A 21,172-nucleotide genomic window follows, 5' to 3' on the forward strand; every position below is an offset into this window, starting at 1 on the left:
CAGGCTCAATCCATCAGGACATACCGCGCACCGCAATAGGGGCAGACGGCCTCTCCGTTGGGGTCGTCCTCAATGGGCAGATAGACCCGTGGATGCAGGTTCCAGACGGGGGCGTCCGGCGGCGGACAGGACAGGGGCAGATCCTTGCGGCCGACCTGAATGGCCTGTTGTACTGGCTGGCTCGCGGTAGCGGTCTGGGACATGGGTTGGCTCTCCGTCATCGAGTGTATCTCGGCGCGTCCAGGCGGCGGTCGAGGCCGGCTGGACGCGGGTTTCAGACCAGCGTCAGCCACTCCGGATGCCGGTCGCGGCGTCCGTGGACCTGATCGAAATAGAGCGTTTGCAGACGTTCGGTGATGGGACCGCGGGTTCCGGCTCCAATGGCGCGACCGTCCACCTCGCGGATCGGCGTGACCTCGGCGGCGGTGCCGGTGAAAAAGGCTTCGTCGGCGATATAGACCTCATCGCGGGTGATGCGCTTTTCCACCACCCGAAGATCGAGTTCGTCGCACAGGGTCATGACCGTGCGGCGGGTGATGCCGTCCAGGGCGGAGGTCAGATCGGGCGTGTAGAGGATGCCGTCGCGCACGATGAAGACGTTCTCGCCGCTGCCTTCCATCACGAAACCGGAGGCATCGAGCAGCAACGCTTCATCGTAGCCGTCGCGCAGGGCTTCCTGCAGCGCCATCATGGAGTTCATGTAGTTGCCGTTGGCCTTGGCTCGACACATGGTGGTGTTCACATGATGACGGGTGAAGGACGAGACCTTGATGCGGATGCCGTTGCGCATGTTGTCCTCGCCCAGATAGGCGCCCCAGGGCCAGGCGGCGACCATGCAGTGGACCTGGAGATTATCCGCGCGCAGGCCCATGCCCTCGGAGCCGTAGAAGCACATGGGGCGGATATAACCGGAGTCCAGATGGTTCTCGCGCACCACGTCGCGTTGCGCCCGGTTCAGGTTCGCGCGATCCCAGGGCATCGGCATCCCCAGGATATGGGCGGAGTTGAACAGGCGATCGGTGTGCTCCGCCAGCCGGAAGATCGCCGCGCCTTGCGCGGTCTTGTAGGCCCGGACGCCCTCGAAAACGCCCATGCCATAATGCAGGGTATGGGTCAGAACGTGGGTCTTGGCTTCACGCCAGGGCACCATTTCGCCATCCAGCCAGATCAGACCGTCACGGTCCGCCATCGTCGACATGTTTCAACTCCGCTCGTTTAATTCATTGATCACTCGCCGCTCTCCATCAACACACGCCACCATTCCCGCACCCGCGTGCGCTCGGCCTGAAGTCGATCCAAGGGAACGGTCTTCGGCTGCTGCTGAAGCGCGCTGCGATGATAGACCGCGCGCAGTGCTTTGTAGGCGTCGGTGAGGTTCTCGGCCGCGTGTCCGGGCAACAGGCCGAGCCGCGTCAGGGTCTCCAGCAGCCGGATATTGTCGGTCCAATCGGCCAGTTCGGGATGCGCCGCCGCCCAACGCAGGACTGCGTATTGAACCATAAACTCGATATCCGCAATACCGCCCGAACCCTGCTTGAGATCGAAACGCTCATCGCGCGACTTGTCGAGATTGGCGCGCATCTTCTCGCGCATCGTTCGCACCTCGTCGCGCAGTGTCTCGGGATTGCGCTCGCGACAGAGAATCGCCCGTCGCACCGCGCCGAAACGCTCGGCCAGCCGCCGGTCGCCCGCCACCGGACGGGCGCGCACCAGGGCCTGATGCTCCCAGGTCCAGGCATCGCTCTCCTGATAAGCGGCGAATGAGTTGATCGAACGCGCCAGCATGCCCTTGTTGCCGTCCGGCCGGAGTCGCATGTCGATCTCGTAGAGCGCGCCCGAAGCGGTTCGCGTCGTCATCATATGAATCATGCGCTGTCCGAGCCGGGCGTAAAACTGCTCGTTGCTGATCGACTTCTTGCCGTCGGTCATGGCGCTGACCCGCTCGGTGCCATGGAGAAACACCAGATCCAGATCCGAGCCGTACCCCAATTCGATCCCGCCCAGTTTGCCGTAGCCAAGCACCAGAAAACCGCTGTCCTCGCCCAGGATCGATGTCGGATGTCCATGCTGGCAAACCAGATGCGCGAACGCCAGCCGCAGCACGCGCGCGACCGCCACCTCCGCGATCTCGGTCAGATAATCGCTGACCACCATCAGCGGGATGGCCTCGGTGAGATCCGCCGCGGCGACCCGCAGCATGTTGCCCTGGGCGAACTGATGCAGCCGTTCCATCTGCTGCTCCAGATCGTCGGCGTCCAGATGCTCCAGCAGGGCGTCGAGTTCGGACTCCAGATCCTCGCGGCGTAGCGGGGCATAGAGCCGGCGCGGGTCGATCATCTCGTCAAGCAGAAGCGGATGACGGCCGATCTGGTCGGTGAACCAGGGGCTCATGCCGGACAGCCGGGCGAGTTGGGCCAGGATGTCCGGAGACTCGATCAGCATGGCGAGATAGGCGGTTCGCCGCGCGACGGATTCCAGCACGCGCAACACCCGCTCCAGCACCAGATCCGGCTGCTCGCTGGCGGCGATGACCCGCAGCACCATCGGCATCAGTTGCGCCAGACGGTCGCGGCCCCGGCTGCTGAGACCCTTGCGGGCGGTATTTTCGCGAAACTGTTCGATCCGGATGCGGGCGGCCGCGGGATCTGCAAAGCCGGCCTGCTCCAGAAGCTCCAGGTCATGCAACGCTTCGTGGGTTCCCGTCCAGAGACCGTTCAGGCTAGACTCGCCCGGTTCCTCGTGGGTGTCGGGCGCGGCGAAGACATGATCGAACTGCTGTTGGACCAGGCGACGATGCGCCTCCAGCACCGGCGCAAAGGACGGCCAGTCGGCGAATCCCATGGAACGCGCCAGACGCCATTGACCGGCGGCGTCTTCCGGGAGCTTGTGGGTCTGTTGGTCGCGATACGCCTGGAGTCGGTTCTCGACCAGACGCAGAAAGACATAGGCCGCGTCGAGTTGAGCGATGGCGTCCGCGGGCATCAAGCGTTTGTCCGCCAGACAGGCGAGAACCTGGCGAATCGGTCGCACCTGCAAGTCGGGATCGCGCCCGCCGCGGACCAACTGGAACGCCTGACCGATGAACTCGATCTCGCGGATGCCGCCGGGGCCGAGCTTGATGTTGGCCTCCATGCCGCGTCGGTAGAGTTCCTTGGCGATCATCCGCTTGAGATCGCGCAGTGACTCGAAGGCGCCGAAATCCAGATAACGCCGGTAGACGAAGGGCCGCAGCATGAGCATGAGTTGATCGCGGTCGGCGGGATCGCCCGCGACCGGACGGGCCTTGATCATGGCGTAGCGTTCCCACTCGCGCGCCTGCGACTGATAATAATCCTCCATGGCCTGAAAGCTCATGGCCAGCGGGCCGACCTCGCCAAAGGGCCGCAGCCGGGTATCGACCCGGAACACGAACCCGTCGACGGTCTGAGTGGCCAATGCCTGGACCAGACGTTGCGCGAGACGCACGAAAAATTGTTCATGACTCAGGCGACGCGGTCCGTCCGTCACCTCCCCGCCCTGCGGAAAGGCGAAGATCAGGTCGATATCCGAACTCAGATTGAGTTCGCGCGCCCCGAGCTTGCCCATGGCCAGAACGACCAGGCGTAGCGGACGGCCAGCCGAATCGCGGGGGGTGCCGAATTCGGCGTGGGTCCAGTCAGACAGCCGGTCCAGCGCCTGCCGGATGCAGGCATCCGCCAGTTCGGAGAGATCCTCCAGCGTCTCCGAGAGTGGCGCAAAACCCGCCAGATCGCGCCAGACGATGCGCATCATCTCGCGGCGTCGAAACAGCCGTAGCGACTTCTGCAACGCCAGCTCGTCGGCGACCCCGGCCAGGGCCGCCTCCAGCCGCTGCGCCAACACGCCTTCGCCATAGGCGCGCTCCAGATCGCCGCTCGCGATCAACTCCGCGAAGTCGCCCGGGTGACGCGCGGTGGCGGTCGCGAAAAATTCGCTCGCCTCCCAGACCCGCGCGCGGGCCTCCGCGAAGGCGGCGTCATCCGGAACGGCGACGCCCTGCTCGCTCGCCCAACCGAGCCAGTCCAGCCAATGGGACTCGGTCGCGGGATTGGAATGCCCCCCGTCGCTCATGAGGTCGGCGTCAAGGATTCGATCCGATACTCGGCGGTTATCCGAGACTCGCCCTGCGGCGGGATCTCGATCACCTCGGAAGCGGTATTGACCGTTTCGACACAGAGGAAGCGCAGATAGTCCAAGTCGTCCAGGTCATCCATGGCGTGCGCCGTCTCGACCCAGGGATTCCAGACCACGCAGGTGCGGCTGTGCTGGGCGTCGATGCGGATGCGACGATTCAGCACCGGATCCTCGATGCTCAGACTAGCCGGAACCTGCTCGTAGATCCGATTGACCTCGCCGGACACCGTCACCGGTCCCTCCTGGACAACCACCGCATCGCCCGCCCCAGCGGCCTTGTCGATGTAGCGACAACCGTCGAGTCCCTCGACCCGCGTCCGGGTGGCGTCGCCGACCTTGAAATAGGTATGCAGCCCCTGGGTGATGCGGATTGGCGCATCGCCGGCATTGCGGGTGATCAGCGACACGGACAGGGTCGCGCCGACGACGACCTCCAGCCTGAGATTGAAAAAGTGCGGCCAGATCGCGCGGGTGGACGCATCGTCAGCTAAACCCAGCTTGACCAGCGTGGAGCCGTCGGGTTGAGCTTTGCACGCGCGGACTTCCCAGGGCCAGGCCCGCACAAATCCATGCCCTCCCCGCCCCTTGTCCTCCGGATCCGGCCCGAACCAGGGCCAGCAGATCGGGATACCGCCCTTGATCGCCTTGCCCGGCGCGTAATAGGCACGCTCGCTGACGAACAGCAGATCATCGGGCGCGGCAGCGGGACGATAGGCCAGCACCTGACCGGCATAGGGCGAGATCGTGGCCGTGGCGAGAGCGTTCGCGATCTCGATCATGGCCAGACCGCCTGGCCCCTCGGTGAAACGCAGGTGGTCGGGAATGGCGAATTCGGCATTCAGTGCGGCGATATCCATGCAATGTCCTCTGTTCGTTTTTATGGTTAAACCGCGCCCAGCACGGTATGCGATGTTTTTGGATTGGATCAATCATGGCAGCATCCACAACTGTCGGAGCTGGCGCGGTTTAAAAACATGAAAAATATAAAATTTTAAACCGCGTCTCCACGGATGCCGCGCAAACCCCAAAGGCCAGACACAAAATGAAAATTACGCATATCGCTCTGGACGCGGTTTAGCGGGTTCAATCCTAACTGATTCAACCAAGCCTTACCTGGACGCGATACCGACCTGCCCCCGAGGGCAGATTGACCCGCGCCGCGCCCGCGTCGAGCGCGAGCGCGACGCCGTCAAGCCAAACCTCGATCACCCCGCCCAGGCCGCCATTGTCGACCTGGATCTCGCACTCCGTCACCCCGTCCGGCAGACGGTAAACGACTCGATAACCCGGCCAGTCGGACGGGATACAGGGACGAACGACCAGCGTGCGCCCGCCCTCGATCTCAATCCCTAACACCGATTCCAGGGCAACCCGAGACCACCAGCCGGCGGAACCGGTGTACCAACTCCAACCGCCGCGCCCGACATGGGGCTGCGTGCCGTAAATGTCGGCGGCGACCGCGTAGGGTTCGAGCCGATAGCGCGCGACTGTCTCCGGCGTCGACGTGTGGCTCACCGGGCTCAACATCGCCAGCAGCCGCGCCGCGCGCTCGCGTCGACCGAGTCCCGCCATCGCCATCACCGCCCAACAGGCGGCGTGGGTGTATTGACCGCCGTTCTCGCGCACGCCAGCAACATAGCCCTTGATGTAACCGGGATCTTTCGGCGTCCCGGCGAAGGGTGGCGCGAGCAACCGGATGAGTCCGTTCGCTTCGTCGATCAGATGCGCCTCCAGCGCGTCCATCGCCTGTTCGGCCCGCGCGAGCGGGACGGCGCCCGAGATCGCGGACCAGGATTGGGCGAGCGCATCGATCCGGCATTCGGCATCCTGGGCCGATCCCAGCGGGGTGCCATCGTCATAATAGGCGCGGCGGTACCAGTCGCCATCCCAGCCGCTGGATTCCAAAGCCTGCTCCAGATCCGCGCGATAGGAGCGATAACGCTCGGCGCTGGTCCGGTCGCCGCGCGCCTCGCTGAGCGGCAGAAAATCGCCGAGGATACGGTAGAGGAAAAAGCCCATCCAGACGCTTTCGCCCTGCCCTTCCCGTCCGACCCGGTTCATGCCGTCGTTCCAGTCGCCGGTGCCCATGAGCGGCAGACCGTGCGCGCCCGCGGTCAGCGAACGATCGAGCGCCCGCCGGCAGTGTTCATAGAGATCGCCGTTCTCGCCACTCGGATGCGGCTGGAGATACCGCTCGTCCTCGCCGGGTTCCAGGAGGTCGGCGACGATGAAGGGGATGTTCTCGTCCAGAATAGCGGCGTCGCCGGTCACGCGGATGTAGTGCGCAGCGACGAACGGCAGCCACAGCAGATCGTCGGAAAAGCGCGTGCGCAGTCCTCGCTCCAAGGGTTCCGGGTGCCACCAATGCAGCACGTCGCCTTCCTGGAACTGATGCGCGGCATGCAGCAGGATCTGTGCGCGGGTCAGATCGGGGCGGATGGCGACGAGCGCGGCGGCGTCCTGAAGCTGGTCGCGATACCCGAAGGCCCCGCCAGACTGATAGAAGGCGGAACGCGCCCAGATCCGGCAGCCCAAATTCTGGTAGGTCAGCCAGCCGTTGAGCATCAGATCGATGGCGGGTTCGGGGGTTTCCACCTGCACGCGGCTGACCAGATCGGTCCAGAAGGCGCGGGCATCCTCCAGGGCGGCGTCGATGGCGTCAAGATCGGGGTAGCGTCCGATCAGGGCCGTCAACTCGGTCGCGTCCATGACCTCGCCGAGCAGGAAGACACAAATCGCCGATTCGCCGGGGGCGAGCGTGATTCTGACTTGATGGGCGAAACAGGGATCCAGCCCGTCACCGACGCGACCGTTCAGACGCACGCCCGGTTCCAGCGCGGCGGGGGCGGATGGGTCGCGATGACGACCGATGAAGGCCAACCGGTCGGCGCTGTAGGCGTGATCCTCGACCTCGATGCCAAAGACCCGCGCGTTCGCGAAGACGATGCCGCCGGCGAAGTCGCCTGCCTGCGGATTGGTGGCGGTCAAGATGTCCAGCCTGTCGTCGTAGGCCGTGACGATGGCGCTTTCGGCCTGGGGCTGGTTGGCCATGACCAACCGTTGATAGCTGAAGACAGAGAGCGCGTGCGGTTCGGTTCCGCGATTCGTGAGACAGAGGCGCAGAATCCGTACCGGATCCTCGCGAGGGACAAAGAGCGTCGTCTCCTGAATCAGCCCGGCCTGCTCGCAGCGGAAGCTGGAATAGCCCAAACCATGACACGCCCGATAGTCGACCGGCGCCGGGCATGGCCCCGGCAGCGGCGACCAGACGGCTCCGCTCGACTCGTCACGCAGATAGAGCGCCTCGCCGTGCGGATCGCTGACCGGATCGTTGGACCATGGGGTCAGCCGATTGGCCTGACTGTTGCGCGACCAGGTATAGCCGGCCCCGGTCTCGCTCGCCAGGACGCCAAAACGGGGATTGGCGATGACGTTGATCCAAGGCAGCGGCGGGCGCTTGAGCCCATCGCCCTCCCAGGGCAGCAGGATGACGTATTCCCGGCCATCCGAGGAGAAACCGCCGTGACCGTTGAAGAAACGCAGCTCCTCCGAGCCGCTGTCCGTACTCGCCGGAGTGGCCACGTGTATTGCGCCGAGCCCAAGCCCGCTGGCTGCGGGATGGGCCGTCCGCGCCTTATCCGTCCCGTCCGTCACCAGCGTTAGCGCCGCTGTCCGGTCCAGGGCCGCGCCGGTGAGAAAGGTTAGATCCGCGTGCGCGCCGGGCGCCAACGCGATGACCGTGCGCAGTGCGAGAACCGGGTCGAGCACATTGCCCAGGGTTCCCGACAGCGGCTCGCCCCCGACCAGCGCGCGCGGAGAAGCGGCGGTGCGGCCACGGTCCAGAAAGGCCATGCGGTCGGTTTCCCATTGAAGCGACTCGGCGCCGATCAGCGCATGCGCCAGCCAGGGCCAGGACTCGTCGTTCGCCCGCGGACGGCGGCGCGCTAGGAGCGCACCGGTCGCTGGATCGCGTTCGGTCTGGACGAACAGCTTGGCGAAGGCCGGATGAGCGGTATCGGCGTCCGGGTGGAAGAGAACCACCTCCAGATAGCTAGTGATCTCGATGCGGCGCGGTTGCGCCGAGCGGTTGGCGAGACTCAGCTTGCGGCGCTCGCGATCGGCGTCCGGGTCGACCGTCAGTTCCAGTCGCGCGGCGATGCCGAAATTCTCCCGCTCCAGCCGGAAGCAAGCGTCGACGCATTCGGTCCGATAGTGCGCGGTGGGCGTGCGTGTGGGCTGATAGCCCAGCGACCAGAATTCGCCCGAATCCAGATCCCGCAGATAGAGGATGGCGCCAAGATCGTCCTGGACCGGATCGTCTCGCCAGCGGGTCAGCGCCATCCAGTCATAGCAGGATTGGCTGGCGCCCGTGTCCGAGATCTTAACCCGGTAGCGTCCGTTGGTCAGAGAATACGGGTTGGCCGCCGGTGCGTCTGGAGCGGCGAAGTCTTGGGTATCCATGGAATGGGCTCGTTGCGCGTGATGGGGCGCGTGAGGAGCGTGATCGGTCATGCTTGATGCGGTGCGGTTGATTCGCCCGCGGATTCCGATGACGACGAACTGCCGCACGCGCAATGGGGTTTCCCAAGTATACGGCTCCAAGCAAGAGATTAGGCACTGAAGTGTCAGTAATGACGCAATACCGCGCCGACGCAAACGACCGTTTTTTCCAGATCCAGCCAAGCGTCCAGGCAAACAAAAACCCCGTTAAACTTTTGATTTAACGAGGTTTTTTTGTTTTGGCGGAGAGAGAGGGATTCGAACCCTCGATAGGTTTTAAAGCCTATACTCCCTTAGCAGGGGAGCGCCTTCAGCCGCTCGGCCATCTCTCCGGTAAACGGCGCACCTGACGCTTGGCGATCAGGTAAATCATAGCTGAATCTAAATTGGCAGTCTGGCGACCGAACACTGCAAACAAACCACTTGAGATTCGTCTCGATAAGGCCGAGCACTCTAACATGCCCGGCCGTATATTTCCAGTCAATCGAGTTGCCCGGCATGCTCCATTGGGATGACGCCTTGCCCGACATCTGCCTGCTCCCTCTTGATCCTCTCGTAAATTTCTTCACGATGAACGGATACTTCACGGGGCGCGTTGACGCCGATACGAACCTGATTGCCCTTGACGCCAAGCACCGTGACGGTGACTTCATCGCCAATCATGAGGGTTTCGCCTACTCGGCGAGTCAAGATTAACATTGTTAATGCCTCCCTTTTTTCCTTGAGTTCCGACTCGATGATCCTCGTCCCGGAAGCCAGACCTGCCGCAGCGCCGCTTTCCGGTGAGTTTAATCACCTCCAGACCAGGTGTTAATACATGGCCTTATAATGCAATTCTAGCAATTGCCTTGGCTTCGCCATAGCTTTTTTCGCTCCTTCAATGACATTTAGGCAATTCGATCACTTGCAAGGTCATCGCGGGACGATTTTCCGACCGACGGTCCACTGTCGCTCCCGATGACTCAGAGTGTCGGATCGCGATCCAGCCCAAAAGCTTCGTGAAGCGTCCGAACGCCGAGTTCCAGATATTTTTCATCCACCACGACCGAAATCTTGATCTCGGAAGTCGAGATCATGCGGATATTGATCCCCTCCCCGGCCAGACTGGCGAACATCTGGCTGGCGATTCCGGCATGGCTGCGCATCCCGACACCGACCAACGAGATCTTGACGATCCGTGCGTCGCCCAGCACCTGACGGGCTCCCAAAGCCTGGGCCATGCCCTGGAGGATTTCCAGCGCCCGCGCATAGTCGTTGCGATGGACAGTAAAAGTAAAGTCCGTCGTGGCCGCCTGGTCGGCGATGTTCTGGATGATCATGTCGACTTCGATGTTGGCGTCCGCGATCGGTCCCAGAATCCGGTGCGCCACGCCGGGCTGATCCGGCACGCCGAGCACGGTCAGCTTGGCCTCGTCGCGACTGAAGGCGATTCCGGAAATCTTGGCGTCTTCCACAATATCTTCCTCGAAGGTGATCAGGGTGCCCTCGCCCTCGTCGAAACTGGAGAGCACGCGCAAGGGAACCCGGTATTTGCCGGCGAACTCGACCGAGCGGATTTGCAGAACCTTGGAACCCAGGCTGGCCATTTCCAGCATCTCCTCGAAGGTGATGCGGTCGAGTTTGCGGGCCTTGGGTTCGACGCGCGGGTCCGTCGTATAGACCCCGTCGACATCGGTATAGATCTGGCATTCGTCGGCCGTGAGCGCGGCGGCGATGGCGACCGCCGAGGTGTCCGAACCGCCCCGCCCCAGGGTGGTGATATCGCCGTGTTCGTCGATGCCCTGAAAACCGGCGATCACGACCACGCGCCCGGCGTCCAGATCCGCCCGCACGCGCGCCGCGTCGATGTCGCGGATGCGCGCCTTGTTATGGGCGCTGTCGGTCAGGATATGCACCTGGCCGCCGGTATAGGAGCGGGCCGGACAGCCCTTCGCGGCGAGCGCCATGCTCAACAGGGCGATGGTGACCTGTTCGCCGGTGGACAGCAGCACGTCGAGTTCGCGCGGTTCCGGGCGTTCCTGGATCTGCTTGGCCAGCCCGATCAGGCGGTCGGTCTCGCCCGACATGGCCGAGAGCACGACCACGACCCGATGCCCCTGGTCGGTCCAACGTTTTACCCGGTCGGCAACCCGGTGGATGCGTTCGACGCTCCCCACCGAGGTTCCACCGTATTTTTGCACTATCAGCGCCATCGATGCGTCCTAATCCGTCTGTCTTTCAGAGAGTTCAATGTTGCCCCGCAGGCGGCTTCATCCGGCCAGCCGGCTTCTCACCCAGCCATCCACCAATTCCAGAGCGGCGGGCAGACCCGCGGGATCGTTCCCGCCAGCCTGCGCCATATCCGGCCGCCCGCCACCCTTGCCGCCGACCTTCCCGGCGACCAGTCCGATGAGCTCGCCGGCCTTGAGCCGATCGGTCAGATCCTTGGTGACCCCGGCCACCAGACTGACCTTGCCGTCCGACTCCGTGGCCAAAACGACCACGGCGGACCCGAGTTTGTCCTTGATCTGATCGAGCGTGGTCCGCAGACTCTTGGGATCGGCGCCATCGAGCCGGGCGGCGAGCACCTTGACGCCTTCCACCAGGACCGCCTGCGAGGCGAGATCCTGACCGGCGGAACTGGCGAGCTTGGATTTTATCTGTTCCAGTTCCTTTTCGAGCCGTCGCGCGCGCTCCATCAATTGCATGACGCGCTCGTCGACGTCCTCGCGTCCACCCTTGAGCAGTCCGGCGAGGCGCAACAGACGATCCTCGTCGGCCTCGACCGAGTCCAGCGCGACGGCGCCCGTGGCGGCCTCGATGCGGCGCACGCCGGAGGCGATCCCGCCCTCGGCAAGAATCTTGACCAGACCGATGTCGCCGACCGCCTTGACGTGGGTGCCGCCGCAGAGTTCGGTGGAGAAGTCGCCCATGCGCAGCACGCGCACCTGCTCGGAATACTTTTCGCCGAAGAGCGCGACGGCCCCGGACGCCTTGGCGTCCTCCAGATTCATGATCCGGGTTTCGACCAGATGATTGGCGCGGACCTCGCGATTGACCAGACGTTCGATGGTCAGCAACTGCTCGCGCGTGACCGGCTCGAAATGCGAAAAATCGAACCGCAGACGCTCCGGTCCCACCAGCGAGCCCTTCTGCTGGACATGCTCGCCGAGGACTTGACGCAAGGCGGCATGCAGGAGATGGGTCGCCGAATGGTTCAGTGCGATCGCCGAACGCCGTTCCGCGTCCACGCGCGCATCGATCCGGTCGCCGACGGCCAATTGACCCTCGGTGACGCGCCCGATGTGGATCACGACCCCCTCGCCTTTCTTTTGGGTGTCGAGCACCTCGAACCGGCCGGTCTCCGCGGTCAGCCAGCCACGGTCGCCGATCTGTCCGCCGGACTCGCCATAAAAGGGCGTGAGATCCAGGATCGCCAACCCCTCCTCGTCGGCGTCCAGGGTGTCGCGGGAGACCCCGTTGCAGTATAGGGCGACCACTGTCGCCTCTTCGCGGAGCCGTTCGTAGCCGCAGAAATCGGTCTCGCCCTGGATCTGGATGTCCAGCGTCTGCGTAGCGCCGAATTGACTTGCGGCACGGGCGCGCTCTTTCTGCTGACCCATCGCCGCGTCGAAACCGTCCATGTCCAGGCTCAGGCCGCGCTCGCGCGCGATGTCCGCCGTGAGGTCGGTCGGAAAACCGAAGGTGTCGTAGAGCTTGAACACGGTCTCGCCGGGGATGCGGTCGTCCGCGAGTCCGGCAATCGCCTCGTCCAGGATGCGCATGCCATGCTCCAGGGTCTCGGCGAAGCGTTCTTCTTCAAGCAGGACGATGCGTTCCACCTGCGCCTGACTGGTCAGGAGTTCGGGATAGGCGGCGCCCATCTCCGTGACCAGCGGGGTCACCAGACGATGAAAGAAAGGCTCGGCGCAGCCCAGCCGGTAGCCATGCCGGATGGCCCGCCGCATGATGCGCCGCAGCACATAGCCGCGTCCTTCGTTGCCGGGGGTCACGCCATCGACGATCAAAAAGGCCGCCGAGCGGATGTGATCGGCGATCACCCGCAGCGACTTGTCCGCGCGGTCGGCGCAGCCGGTGACCTGGGCCGCCGCATCGATCAGACGCCGGAAGAGGTCGATATCGTAATTGCTGTGGACTCCCTGCATCACCGCCGCGAGGCGTTCCAGTCCCATGCCGGTGTCGACCGAGGGGCGCGGCAGCGGGGTCAGGTTGCCGTCGGCATCCCGGTTGAACTGCATGAAGACCAGATTCCAGATCTCGACATAGCGGTCGCCCTCGGCGTCCGGGGAGCCGGGCGGTCCGCCGGGAATTTCGGGGCCGTGATCGTAGAAGATCTCCGAGCAGGGGCCGCAGGGGCCGGTCTCGCCCATCGACCAGAAATTATCCTTGGCGCCGCAGCGCGAAAAGCGCGCGGGATCGATGCCGATCTCGTTCAGCCAGATCGCCGCCGCCTCGTCATCCTCCGTAAAGACCGTGATCCAAAGCTTCTCGGGCGGCAGGGCCAGTTCGCGGGTCAGGTAGTCCCAGGCGAACCCGATGGCCTCGCGCTTAAAATAATCGCCGAAGCTGAAGTTCCCGAGCATCTCGAAAAAGGTGTGATGCCGGGCGGTGTAGCCGACGTTCTCCAGATCGTTATGCTTGCCGCCGGCGCGCACGCAACGCTGGGAACTGACGGCCCGCTGGTAGGCACGCCGTTCGCGACCTAAAAACACCTCCTTGAACTGGACCATCCCTGCGTTGGTAAACAGCAGGGTCGGATCGTTGGCGGGCACCAGGGGGCTGGACGCCACCCGCTCATGCTGGCGCTGCGCGAAATAGTCAAGGAAGCTCGCTCGAAGCTCTGCACTGGTCATCATGGGGAAGTCTCGAATGGACCGCTTGCGAGGGTCCGGTCAGTCAGGCCAGCGCAGGACGCGCCGGATCGAATCCGTGGGAAAACCGCGCTGCTCCAGGAAGCGGGCGCGTCGACCATACTCGGCGTGATCGACGGGCGGCTCGGCACCGAAACGCCGATCATGGACATCGGCCAGACAGGCCGGCCATTCGTCCCGCAGCGGTTCCAGCGCGCGCTCGACGAGGTCATCCTCAAGCCCCTTCTCGCGCAGCTCGCCGCGAATGCGCAATGGACCGAAGCCCTTGCCCATCCGCTCGGCCACATAGTGTTCCGCCAGACGCGCCTCATCGATGGAGCCTTCGGCCGCCAGACGATCAAGCGCCGCGTCGATGTCTGCCTCGGCAAAACCGCGCGCGGCGAGCTTGCGCGCCAATTCGCGCCGCGCATGCTCGCGGATCGCGAGCAGCTTCAGGGCCAGGCGTTCGATCGCCGCCGCCGGATCCGCCTCGCTCGTCTCTTGGGTCTGAACGCTCAGAATTTCAATCCTCGACGGGCGCCGCGGGTGGCTCGGGCACCGGTTCGCCGTCTGCCTTCGGCAACCGCTTGTCGCGGATCTTGGCCTCGATCGACTGCGCGATGGCGGGGTTTTCGCAGAGATAATTACGCACGTTATCCTTGCCCTGCCCGATGCGATTCCCTTCGTAACTGTACCAGGCGCCGGATTTCTCGATAAAACCTTCCTCCACGCCGAGTCCGATGATCTCGCCCTCGCGCGAAATGCCGTGTCCATAGAGGATATCAAACTCGGCCTGCTTGAACGGCGGCGCAACCTTGTTCTTCACGACCTTGACCTTGGTCTCGCTCCCGATCACCTCGTCGCCCTTCTTGATGCTGCCGGTGCGGCGGATGTCGAGGCGCACCGAGGCGTAGAATTTGAGCGCGTTGCCGCCCGTTGTGGTTTCAGGGGATCCAAACATGACCCCAATTTTCATACGGATTTGATTGATGAAAATGACGCAGCAATTGGAGCGATTGATATTCCCGGTGAGTTTGCGCAGCGCCTGGGACATCAGCCGCGCATGCAGGCCCATGTGCGAGTCGCCCATCTCTCCCTCGATCTCGGCCTTGGGCGTCAGCGCCGCCACCGAGTCCACGACCACCACATCGAGCGCGCCCGAACGCACCAGCATGTCAGTGACTTCCAGCGCCTGCTCGCCGGTATCCGGCTGGGAGACCAGGAGTTCCTTCATATTGACGCCGAGCTTTTCGGCATAGACCGGATCTAGCGCATGCTCGGCGTCCACAAAAGCCGCCGTGCCGCCCAATTTCTGTGCCTCGGCGATGATATGCAGCGTGAGCGTGGTCTTGCCGGACGACTCGGGGCCGTAAATCTCGATGACGCGCCCCTTGGGCACCCCGCCGATGCCAAGCGCCAGGTCGAGACCGAGCGAGCCGGTGGAGATCGCCTCGATGTTGCGCACGGCACCCACGTCGCCCATGCGCATGACGGTGCCCTTGCCGAACTGCTTGTCGATCTGGGTTAGCGCGGCGGCCAACGCCTTTTTGCGGTTCTCGTCCATTCAGTCTCCGTAAAATCTGATCCCAAATACTGGATTGCCGAATCCGCGCTGACCGTGGCGGTCGACGAAAAAATCCGCTCTCTCGTCCGGAAAGTCGCGGATTATTGCATAGCCAACCCGGATGCGTCATTTATCCAGGTGCCGTTCGAGCCGCTCGCGTGGGTTAGGGGCGCGCGTCCAGCATCCAGCGCTGCCGGATCTCGTAACGCGGTACCGTTCCCCCGCGTCCAGCGGCCAGCACGACATCGCTCACCGTCCATTCAACCGGCGCGCTCGACACCGCCGGTGGCGGCGCTCGGACCTTGCGGGCCAGCGTCATATGCGGCCGGTACGCACGCTGCTCCGGCGCGATCCCGCACGCCTGGAGTCGCGTCTGCAGGGTCAGAACGAGCATCCGCAAGGGCGCTGGAATCGACGTCGGTCCACGCCATAAAATCTGGGATCGGGCAAAATATCCGAGGCGATCCAGAGAGAGCGCGAACGCGGGTACACCGATGTCGGTGGCCGCCGATTCCACGCAACGCAACCGGTCTGGCGCCAACTCGCCCAGAAAGACCAGAGTCAAATGCAGATCCAGCGGATGGGTCGCCCGCGCCTGCTCCGGAACCAGGTCGGGAAGCGGCTCCGCGAGCGCCGCGCGCACGGCGGGATCCGGCCAAAGTGCAAAAAACCATCGTTCAGACATGCGCTTGCAGATGCTCCAGCAAACCTTCGAGTGCGATCCGCACCGCTTGATGCCGCACCGCTTCGCGATCGCCCACGAAGCAATGACACCTTGCCACGACCCCGCGATCCGGCTGCCCCCAGGCGAACCAGACAGTGCCGACCGGTTTCTCCGGACTGCCTCCCCCCGGTCCCGCGATACCGGTCACGGCGAGTGCGACCTGTGCCTGTGAATGCGCCAGCGCGCCAGCGACCATCTCGCGCGCCACGGGTTCGCTCACGGCGCCATAAGCGTTGAGCGTCGCGGCGCGGACACCGAGCATCTCCTGCTTCGCCGCGTTGCTATAGGTGACGAACCCACGCTCGAACCAGGCGCTGCTCCCCGATATATCGGTGACGACCTTCGCGATCCAGCCGCCGGTGCAGGACTCGGCCGTCGCCAGGCGTAGACCACGAGACCGCATCCGCTCGCCGAGCCGCATGGCGAACGGCGCGAGCGGTTCATGAAGAATGGATTCCGACATCGGTTGACAGTTCCCCTCTCGCGACAGTGCCCGGACGCGCCGCCCGCCGCCTTGATCATTGTTCATTTTCCCTATGACGGGTAGCATCTTTCAAGAGAAACCCGACTCGATTTCACGCCCGAGACAGTGCTGTCTGTCGAGGATGACATTGCGATGCCGCGCTCCCCCGAAGACCCCGAACAAGCAACAAGCTTCGAGCGCCCGAGACAGCGGCACTCGCCAGGTTCGCCGCCACCCGAGACCGGCGGTTCCGCCAACGAGGGCGTGGAGGCGACCATCCTGGTCGCACCCTCAAGCCACGGGAGCGGGCGGCCCCCGCCCGCCCGCGACCGCGCCGCGCCCCAACCGGACGGAACCAGGGCCGCGCTGGCGCGCTTCGATCTGCTCGAACCGCTCGGTCAGGGTGCCATGGGCGTCGTTTTGCTGGCGCGGGACCGCGATCTCGGACGCAAGGTTGCCTACAAAAGACTGCGCGGAGAACTCGGCGCGAAGCCGGACATGGTCCAGCGTTTTCTCGCCGAGGCGCAGATCACCGCCCAGCTCGATCATCCCAATGTCGTGCCGCTCTATTCGCTGGAGCACGAAGACGCCCAACAACTGGGTTATGCCATGAAGCTGGTTCAGGGCGAAACGCTGGAGTCGCTGATTCGACAAGCGCGCTCGACCCTGGAGTCAGGCCGGATCCTGCCGCCTCGCCTGCAGCGGGAAACCCTGCTCGATCACTTCCTCAAGATCTGCGACGCCATCGCCTTCGCGCATTCGCGGGGCGTCATCCATCGCGACCTCAAGCCCGCCAACATCATGGTCGGACATTTTCACGAAGTCTACGTCATGGACTGGGGGATCGCGCGGGTTCTGGAGTCGTCCAGGGTGCCTGGAACGGACATGGCGGAGCGGGTGTCTTGCGCGCGCTCGGGCGTCGGTGCCGGGATGGAAACGGCGGATGGGATCGCGACAACCCAGTGCGGCTCGCTGCTTGGCACCCCGAAATACATGTCGCCGGAGCAGGCGCGGGGCGAGATCGACCAACTCGACGAACGGAGCGATCTCTACAGTCTCGGCCTGATCCTGTTCGAGCTGATCTGTCTGCGTCCGGCCTTCGGCGGACCCGATGTCGGCACCCTGCTCGATCGGATTCAACGCGGCCAGCGCCAGCCCGTCGCCGCGCCCTCGCCGCGCGGCTCCATCCCCCGCGAACTCAAGGCCATCGTCGACAAGGCCACCCAGGCCGAGCCGACGGAGCGTTATCAAAGCGCCGCGGATCTGGCCGAGGATCTGCGTCACCACCTGCGAGGCGAAGCGGTCAGTGCGCTGCGGGACAACCCGTTACAGAGCACGCTGCGCTGGATCGGACATCACCGTCAGCGGGCGCTGAATCTCTTTCTCGCCACCCTGTTGATCGGCTTTCTGGCGACGGGTGCCCTGTGGTATCGCCACACGGTCGAACTGGAGAAAATCCATGAACGCCAGATTCTGACCGCGCGGTATTTCGATTTTGCGTCGGCGCAGGCGCAGATCATCGTCAAACATTTCCTGTTCATGCTCGGCCTGCTCGAAGGCTTGTCCGTCGGTGCCGAGTTGGCCTTGGAAGACGGCAAGCCGGCCGAAGGTCGCTATTATACGCATGAAGATTTTGTGACTCCGGGGTCGGGACCAAAGGATCTCGCGACGAGCGCGTCTCTGTATCGGGACCGACCGATCAGCACCGACGTTCCGGTGGTGTTTTTCCCGCAAGGCGTCGTGCCCACGGAAACGGAGCGGAAGATCCGACAACTGCTCCCCCTGAAGGCACTCTTTCAGCGCATCATCCTCGAAGCCCACGACGAACAGGAGGTGCCGCCGTCCGGCCGCAAGGTGCGCGAAACGCTCGATCGCCACGACATCACGGTCGATTGGATGGGTATCGCGCTCCGCGAGGGCGCCATGGTCGGCTACCCTGGGCTGGGGGGATTTTCCGCCACCTACGATCCAATCGCCCGCCCTTGGTATCGGCAGGCCGTGCTCGCGCAAGGCGGGAAGGTATGTGGAGAGCCGTATGTGAGCGCCTCCCTGAGCATTTTCATCATGTCCTGCAGCGTCGCCCTGTATTCGAACGCTGGCGAATTTTTCGGCGTCGCCGAGATCGATCTGCCGCTGGAAAAAAACGTCGAAAAGATCCTGCTGACGCCGCAACTGCCCCTGGTCCGTGCCTTGCTGTTGAACGATCAGGGTCAGATCCTGGTCGAGGCCCGACCGGACACGATCCAGGGCGTCGATCTCCCCAAAGAGCGATTGCGCGCGTACTCCAACGCGACGATCGTCGAGGCGATCAAGGCGGGACACTCAGGCCAACAGAACGTGCTCGATGCGGATCGCAAGCTCTGGGTGATGTATCTTCATCTGCGCGAATTGAAATGGACCTATGTCGTCGAATTGGATGAGCAGGGCGCGCGCCATGACGCGAAATAGAAAAAATGACACATGGCCGTGACCGAAATTCCGGTCGGCCAAGGGCATGGGACGCCGCAGTCCATGGAAAATCGACCCCGATACCCGCATGATTGGTTTCTCGCCAATCTAGAGACGAACGCCGCCCCAGGCGGCCATGACTGGAGCCATCACTGCATGAATGACCTCGTCATCCGCTGCGAGCACAAGCCGTCACCCGCCAAACTGGACGTGATGGGGATCGACGGCTGGCCGCTCTGGAAAAAAGAACCGTCCACGTTCCCCTGGCATTATGAAAAAACCGAGACCTGCTACGTCCAGCGCGGGCGCTTTGTCGTCACGCCGGACGGCGGCGAGCCGCTCACCTTTGGTCGGGGCGACCTGATCAGCTTTCCGGCCGGTCTCTCCTGCGTCTGGGAGATCCTGGAGCCGGTGGAAAAACACTATCGCTTCGACGAAACCCCCTCATAAAGACTCACACCCCTGCAACGGAAGGATGAAAGACATGCGAAAAATCGTCCGAATTCGCTCGCCCTGGCTGGTCCTGCTCGCCTGTTTGCCGATGCTCCTGCCCGTCTCCGCCAGCCACGCGGAAGGCATGACCATCGCCGACACCGTCTACAAACTCCCGCTGGAGGAAGGCGTGTCCACGGATGACGCCGTCGATTCCATGCTGCTGCGCGCCAATGCGCTGAACTTCAAGCTGGTCGCCCGTCTGCCGCTCTCCCAGGAACTGGAAGCCATGGGCGTCCCCACCAAGCGCATCGAGATCTTCCAGTTCTGCGATGCCCGGATCGCCGCCCAAATGATCGCCGAAAACCTGGACTTTTCGGCCTATCTGCCCTGCCGCATCACCCTGATCGAGGATCAGGCGGGCAAACCCTGGCTGGTGACGCTGGACCTGAACAAGGTCATCCAGATGGCCGATCTGCCGCCAGCGCTGATGGAGATGGCCACCAAGGTCCGCGACACCATGAACGAGATCATGGCCGCGGGCGCCAGCGGAGATCTCTGATCCATGACCTACCTGAGCCTCTCCCGCGCCGCCCGACTCGCCGGCGTCACCCGGGCTGAACTGCAACGCCGCATCCGTCGCGGCGAGATCGCGACCTTCGAGGGAGCGGTGGCGGTGGAGGATCTGCTGCGGGCCTATCCGGCCGTGAGCCTGACCAATGACGCCGCCCTGGAACGGGTCGAACGCATCAAACGCGACGCCCTGCCCAAGCTCAACGCGGGCGAAACCGTCCTGCCGAGCCCGGAAGTCTTCCTGTCGCGTCTGCGCGGTCTGAGCGAAACCCTGGCGGAACGCATCGCGGCCAACGAACTCGCCCATACCTTGCTGGACCAGGTCGGCGCACGGCTCGCAGGGCTCGCCGCCCAACCTCCCGAGCAACTTTCAGCGGCGCTACGCGAGATTCAGGACTGGTTCGTCGACGCCCGGCGCCAGCTCGCACTCCACCCCGTCCCAGACGGGCGCGCCCAACTCCTCGCCAAGGATACCTTTCTGCGCATCATGGCAGCCAACGTCAAGCTGATTCCAAGCGGCCACGACTTTTTCGTCGAGGGCAACGAGTCGATCCTGGATGCGTCGGTGCGCGCCGGGCTCAAACTGAGTTATGGCTGTTCCAGCGGCAATTGCGGCGACTGCAAGGTTCGTCTGATCAGCGGCGAAACCCGGAAGATCCGCGATCACGACTATGTCATCAGCGAACGCGAGAAGTCGATGGGCTACCTCCTCTCCTGTTCGCAAACGGCCGTCACCGATCTGGTCATCGAGGCCGCCGAGGCCCTGTCGGTCGACGACCTGCCGCAACAGGAGATTCGGGCCAGCCTGCGCAAGCTCGAACGTCTCTCGCCCGACCTGATCGCCCTGAACATCCAGACACCGCGCACCCACACGCTACGCTTCATGGCCGGTCAGCGGGCGCGCCTGACGCTGGAAGACGGCGCCACGCGCGAATTGTCCATCGCGAGCTGCCCCTGCAATGGGCGCAATCTCTGGTTTTATGTCAGACGCCAGGACGACGCCTTCTCCGAGCGCGTCTTCAACAGTCTGCACCCCGGCCATCTGGTCACCGTCACCGGTCCCCAGGGCGATTTCGTGCTCGTCGAGGACGCGCCGGAACCGGCCATCCTGATCGCCTTCGGCGACGGCATCGCGCCCATCAAGAGCCTGATCGAGCACGCCGTCTCCATCGATCTCATCGAGTCCTTTCATCTCTATTGGGATACCACCTACCCCGATGGCCATCATCAGGCCCACTGGGGACGGGCGCTCAAGGACGCACTGGACAACTTCAGCTTCACCCCGCTCATGAGCGGTCGGCCCGAGGATGTCATCGCCGTGGTGCGCGCCGATCATTCGGGGCCAGATCGACCGCGTTATTATCTTGCTGGTCCGGCGGAGCTTGTTCAACGCGCGGCGGTCTTGTTGCGCGACCAGGGCATTGAGAAGGCACGGATCAAGCTCGAACACACCGACACCTGATCCG

The 21,172-nt window shown here is 63.8% G+C and carries 16 protein-coding genes and 1 tRNA gene; 4 read left to right on the forward strand and 13 right to left on the reverse strand.

Going from position 1 to position 21,172, the window contains the following annotated elements; all coding sequences use genetic code 11:
- Positions 1-5: 5 nt before the first annotated feature.
- From THIVI_RS03590 to pncC, 13 genes are all read right to left on the reverse strand, one after another.
- Positions 6-203 (reverse strand): zinc-finger domain-containing protein, encoded by a 198-nt coding sequence (locus tag THIVI_RS03590; RefSeq protein ID WP_014777281.1) that lies wholly within the window; start codon positions 201-203, stop codon positions 6-8.
- A gap of 71 nt (positions 204-274) precedes the next feature.
- Entirely contained in the window at positions 275-1,198 is a 924-nt protein-coding gene (locus THIVI_RS03595) for a branched-chain amino acid transaminase (RefSeq protein ID WP_014777282.1), read from the reverse strand.
- Between the two features lie 29 nt (positions 1,199-1,227).
- Complete coding sequence (gene glnE / locus THIVI_RS03600) at positions 1,228-4,089, reverse strand: bifunctional [glutamate--ammonia ligase]-adenylyl-L-tyrosine phosphorylase/[glutamate--ammonia-ligase] adenylyltransferase (RefSeq protein WP_014777283.1); 2,862 nt, start codon at positions 4,087-4,089, stop codon at positions 1,228-1,230.
- On the reverse strand, positions 4,086-5,009 hold the full coding sequence (locus THIVI_RS03605) for a D-hexose-6-phosphate mutarotase (protein WP_014777284.1): 924 nt from the start codon (positions 5,007-5,009) through the stop codon (positions 4,086-4,088). Before THIVI_RS03605 ends, glnE begins: the two co-directional genes overlap by 4 nt.
- 241 nt (positions 5,010-5,250) lie before the next feature.
- The gene (locus tag THIVI_RS03610; RefSeq protein WP_014777285.1) at positions 5,251-8,613 is read right to left on the reverse strand and encodes a GH36-type glycosyl hydrolase domain-containing protein; all 3,363 of its coding nucleotides are present in this window, start codon (positions 8,611-8,613) and stop codon (positions 5,251-5,253) included.
- Between the two features lie 279 nt (positions 8,614-8,892).
- Positions 8,893-8,984 (reverse strand) — tRNA-Ser (locus tag THIVI_RS03615).
- A 148-nt stretch (positions 8,985-9,132) separates the two neighbouring features.
- Entirely contained in the window at positions 9,133-9,351 is a 219-nt protein-coding gene (gene csrA, locus THIVI_RS23335) for a carbon storage regulator CsrA (protein WP_014777286.1), read from the reverse strand.
- Between the two features lie 263 nt (positions 9,352-9,614).
- Entirely contained in the window at positions 9,615-10,844 is a 1,230-nt protein-coding gene (locus THIVI_RS03625; RefSeq protein ID WP_014777287.1) for an aspartate kinase, read from the reverse strand.
- 57 nt (positions 10,845-10,901) lie between these two features.
- Positions 10,902-13,508, reverse strand: coding sequence for an alanine--tRNA ligase (alaS, locus tag THIVI_RS03630; RefSeq protein WP_014777288.1), 2,607 nt, complete (start codon positions 13,506-13,508; stop codon positions 10,902-10,904).
- 36 nt (positions 13,509-13,544) lie between these two features.
- Positions 13,545-14,030, reverse strand: coding sequence for a regulatory protein RecX (locus THIVI_RS03635; RefSeq protein WP_425358605.1), 486 nt, complete (start codon positions 14,028-14,030; stop codon positions 13,545-13,547).
- Positions 14,026-15,066, reverse strand: coding sequence for a recombinase RecA (gene recA, locus THIVI_RS03640; RefSeq protein WP_014777290.1), 1,041 nt, complete (start codon positions 15,064-15,066; stop codon positions 14,026-14,028). Before recA ends, THIVI_RS03635 begins: the two co-directional genes overlap by 5 nt.
- A gap of 163 nt (positions 15,067-15,229) precedes the next feature.
- Complete coding sequence (gene thpR, locus THIVI_RS03645; protein WP_052314947.1) at positions 15,230-15,751, reverse strand: RNA 2',3'-cyclic phosphodiesterase; 522 nt, start codon at positions 15,749-15,751, stop codon at positions 15,230-15,232.
- Positions 15,744-16,253 carry a nicotinamide-nucleotide amidase gene (pncC, locus tag THIVI_RS03650; protein ID WP_014777292.1) on the reverse strand — a complete coding sequence of 170 codons (510 nt, stop codon included), beginning with the start codon at positions 16,251-16,253 and terminating at the stop codon, positions 15,744-15,746. The genes thpR and pncC overlap by 8 nt, the downstream gene beginning before the upstream one ends.
- A gap of 153 nt (positions 16,254-16,406) precedes the next feature.
- Here pncC and THIVI_RS22510 point away from each other — a divergent pair, with 153 nt between their 5' ends.
- The 4 genes from THIVI_RS22510 (at position 16,407) to THIVI_RS03670 (ending at position 21,168) form a co-directional block, all read left to right on the forward strand.
- Positions 16,407-18,701, forward strand: a complete 2,295-nt coding sequence (locus tag THIVI_RS22510) for a serine/threonine protein kinase (RefSeq protein WP_014777293.1) — start codon at positions 16,407-16,409, stop codon at positions 18,699-18,701.
- Between the two features lie 156 nt (positions 18,702-18,857).
- The gene (locus THIVI_RS03660; protein WP_014777294.1) at positions 18,858-19,151 is read left to right on the forward strand and encodes a cupin domain-containing protein; all 294 of its coding nucleotides are present in this window, start codon (positions 18,858-18,860) and stop codon (positions 19,149-19,151) included.
- A 34-nt stretch (positions 19,152-19,185) separates the two neighbouring features.
- Positions 19,186-19,695: a DUF302 domain-containing protein gene (locus tag THIVI_RS03665; RefSeq protein WP_014777295.1), complete on the forward strand. Its 510-nt coding sequence runs from the start codon at positions 19,186-19,188 to the stop codon at positions 19,693-19,695.
- 3 nt (positions 19,696-19,698) lie between these two features.
- A complete protein-coding gene (locus THIVI_RS03670; RefSeq protein WP_014777296.1) occupies positions 19,699-21,168 on the forward strand; it encodes a 2Fe-2S iron-sulfur cluster-binding protein in 1,470 nt (489 codons plus the stop codon).
- The last annotated feature ends 4 nt before the right edge of the window (positions 21,169-21,172 follow it).

It is taken from the genome of Thiocystis violascens DSM 198 (assembly GCF_000227745.2).
Classification (GTDB): Bacteria; Pseudomonadota; Gammaproteobacteria; order Chromatiales; family Chromatiaceae; genus Chromatium; species Chromatium violascens.